Source organism: Binatus sp. (SeqCode) (assembly GCF_036522015.1).
In the GTDB taxonomy this organism is placed as follows: Bacteria; Desulfobacterota; Binatia; order Binatales; family Binataceae; genus Binatus.
This window is the reverse complement of record NZ_DATDGQ010000024.1, coordinates 1-3,101: the sequence shown is the minus strand read 5'-3', so window position 1 is coordinate 3,101 and position 3,101 is coordinate 1. Positions and strand designations below refer to the sequence as shown.

Sequence of the window (3,101 nt, the reverse complement as noted above, 5' to 3'; positions counted from 1 at the left end):
GTGTCGATTTGCTGCCTGAAACGTCGCAGCACGCAAGGTTGGAGCGAGCGTGACGCGCTCGGCAGGCGGAGCAAAGTGTCCCCGGCTCAGTGTCCACTCAGTGCCCACTTCGGGCTTTTTCAGCATGATCTGAGATGATATCCGCTCGCTGAAAACCCTTATATTTCCTGCACCATATGATCTGGCGTGATCTGAGAAAAGGTCGTGGACAAGTTTAGGAATCCTGTGCTCTATCCATCTGAGCTAAGGGGGCGCCCGACAACTGAGAAAGTTACGCCGATGCGCGGCGCGGGCAAAGGGTCATTGGCGTGAACCCGGCCTGGCGCTACGGCCGCGGGAGCTGACTCAGAAAGTTGTCCAGAATTTCATTGAACTGACCGGGATGCTCCAGGCTGGGCAAGTGTGCCGCGTTCTTGATTGTGATGCGAGTCGCATTCGGTATCTCCGACGCGAGTCGATCGGCCAGCTTCACCAAGTCCTCCGAATCGTGGTCGCCGATCACAATCAGGGTCGGTGCGGCAATCTCGCGCAGCCTGCCGATCGCCGGCGGCTGCAACGGCTGCTGCTGATGCGCGAAGCTTTCGATCGAGAAATTCTCGCGATGAAGCTGTCGCGCACGCGTTCGATAGACGGGATCGACCTGCGCCGAATCACGCGACGGCCCGTCGATCCAGTACTTCGCTTCCATCTCGCGCGCCCGCTCGACGTCTTTGTCGCGCACCAAGGTGAGGAACTCGGTCCAGTGTTTGATCGCATCCGCCGACAACTGTCTAGGATCATTCAGGCCGCTGAGGCCCGAACCGACAAGGACCAGCGCGGTGACCATCTCCGGATGTTCAAGCGCGAAGTCCACGACCGTCGCCCCGCCCATCGAGCAGCCCACAAACACGCCTTTTGCGACACCAACCTGACGAACCACGCTCAGCAGGTCGTCGCGGAGCGTGAACGGCTCGTCCGGCATTCTGGATTTGCCGAATCCGCGATGGTCGTAGCGCAAGACTCGAAACCTGTTCGCGAAGGCGTCGAACTGCGGCTCCCACATGCGAGAGTCGGATACTCCCGCGTGGACGAAGACCAGGTCGGGCCCTGCGCCCGCGGTTTCGAAGTATATCTTCGCGACGCCCGAAGTCGCGTAGCCCGACGTCATTCCAGTATCCGGCGGCATGGAAAACTCCTCGAAGTCGAACCCTACTACGAAATCTCGCGTTCGGCGACGAGACGCAGACCCTCACCCGCGCCCGAGGCGCGGCCTCTCCCGCATCCAGGCGGGCGAGGCAGGAAGCAGTGGCGTGGAACGCAACGCCCTAACTTGGGATTTCGCGCCGACGCGCGCTGTTGTACAAATCATATTCCGGACTTCGATCTCGTCGAACGCCTGGGGCGCAGATTCGGTCGCGGCAGGAAACTTGATATGGTAGACGACAAAAATTCTCTTCGATCGAAGAGCAGCGTGCTGGTTGATGGCCCTTCGCGGGCGCCGGCCCGCGCGATGCTCAAGGCGGTCGGTTTTACTGATGAAGATCTCAGTAAGCCGCTGATTGCGGTCGCGCATACCTGGATCGAGATCATGCCCTGCACGGCGCATCTGCGGGATCTGGCCGAGCATGTTAAGCGCGGGATTCGCGCGGCCGGGGCTACCCCGATCGAGTTCAACACGATTGCCGTATGCGACGGGATCTCGATGGGGACGCATGGCATGCGCGCCTCCCTGATTAGCCGCGAAGTTATCGCCGACTCGATCGAGCTCACCGTGCGCGGGCATCTGTTCGACGGTGTCGTGGCGATGTCCGGATGCGACAAGACGATTCCGGCGACAGTGATGGCGCTGCAGCGGCTCGACCTTCCATCGTTGATGATTTACGGCGGATCGATACAGCCGGGGCGCTTCGGCGATCAGCAGGTTTCTATCCAGGACGTGTTCGAGGCCGTCGGTGCGCATTCGGCCGGAAAAATGAAACTCGAGGATCTCAAAAAACTCGAAGACGTCGCTTGCCCGGGCGTGGGCGCATGCGGTGGGCAGTTCACCGCGAATACGATGGCGACCGCGACCGAGCTTTTGGGAATCTCGCCGATGGGTTCGAACAGCATTCCGGCAACCGATCCGAAAAAGCCGGAAAGCGCGTTCCAGGCCGGGCGGCTCGCGGTCGATTTGCTCAAGCGCGGGCTCAAGCCGAGCCAGATAATCACCAGGAAGGCGCTCGAGAACGCAATCGCATCGGTCGCGATGACCGGCGGCTCGACCAATGCGGTGTTGCATCTGCTCGCGATCGCCCACGAAGCGGGAATCGCGCTCGACATCGACGACTTCGACCGGATCAGCTCGCGCACTCCCCTGCTCGCGGACCTGAAGCCAGGCGGCCGATTCCTCGCGACCGAGATGTACAAGGCGGGTGGAATTCCGCTGATCGCAAAACGCCTGAAAGAAGCGGGCCTGCTCCACGAAAACGAAATGACGGTGACGGGCAGAACGATCGGCGTCGAGGCCGACGCGGCGCGCGAAACGGCCGGGCAGGAAGTCGTCCGCGCGGTGACGAAACCAATCAAGGAAACCGGCGGGCTGGTCATTCTGAAGGGTAACCTCGCGCCGGAAGGATGCGTCGTGAAGGTCGCGGGCCACGAGCGGATGTTGCATCGCGGGCCGGCGCGCGTGTTCGATTGCGAAGACGACGCGTTCAAGGCGGTGTCGGCGCAGAAGATCAAACCGGGCGATGTCGTCGTCATCCGCTACGAGGGTCCGCGCGGCGCACCCGGAATGCCGGAGATGCTTGGAGTCACGGCGGCCCTGTCGGGACAGGGCCTTGGAGAATCGGTCGGTCTCTTGACGGACGGACGATTCTCGGGCGCGACGCACGGCCTGATGGCCGGACATGTCGCGCCGGAGGCGGCGGTCGGCGGGCCGATTGCGGCGCTTCGCGATGGCGATGTGATAACGTTCGACATCGCCACGCGCCGGCTCGACGTCGCGCTCAGCGACGAGGAAATCAAGACGCGGCTCAAGAATTGGAAAACGCCGAAGCCTCACTACAAGACGGGCGTGATGGCAAAGTACGCGCAGACGGTGTCGTCTTCCTCGCGCGGCGCCGTGACACATTGAGGAAATC

The 3,101-nt window shown here is 61.9% G+C and carries 2 protein-coding genes; one reads left to right on the top strand and one right to left on the bottom strand.

All coding sequences use genetic code 11. From position 1 onward, the window contains the following. Window positions 1–325: 325 nt before the first annotated feature. Window positions 326–1,165: an alpha/beta fold hydrolase gene (locus tag VIW95_RS01015; protein WP_331583109.1), complete on the bottom strand. Its 840-nt coding sequence runs from the start codon at window positions 1,163–1,165 to the stop codon at window positions 326–328. 246 nt (window positions 1,166–1,411) lie between these two features. Here VIW95_RS01015 and ilvD point away from each other — a divergent pair, with 246 nt between their 5' ends. Continuing rightward, entirely contained in the window at window positions 1,412–3,094 is a 1,683-nt protein-coding gene (ilvD, locus tag VIW95_RS01010) for a dihydroxy-acid dehydratase (RefSeq protein ID WP_331583106.1), read from the top strand. Window positions 3,095–3,101: the final 7 nt, after the last annotated feature.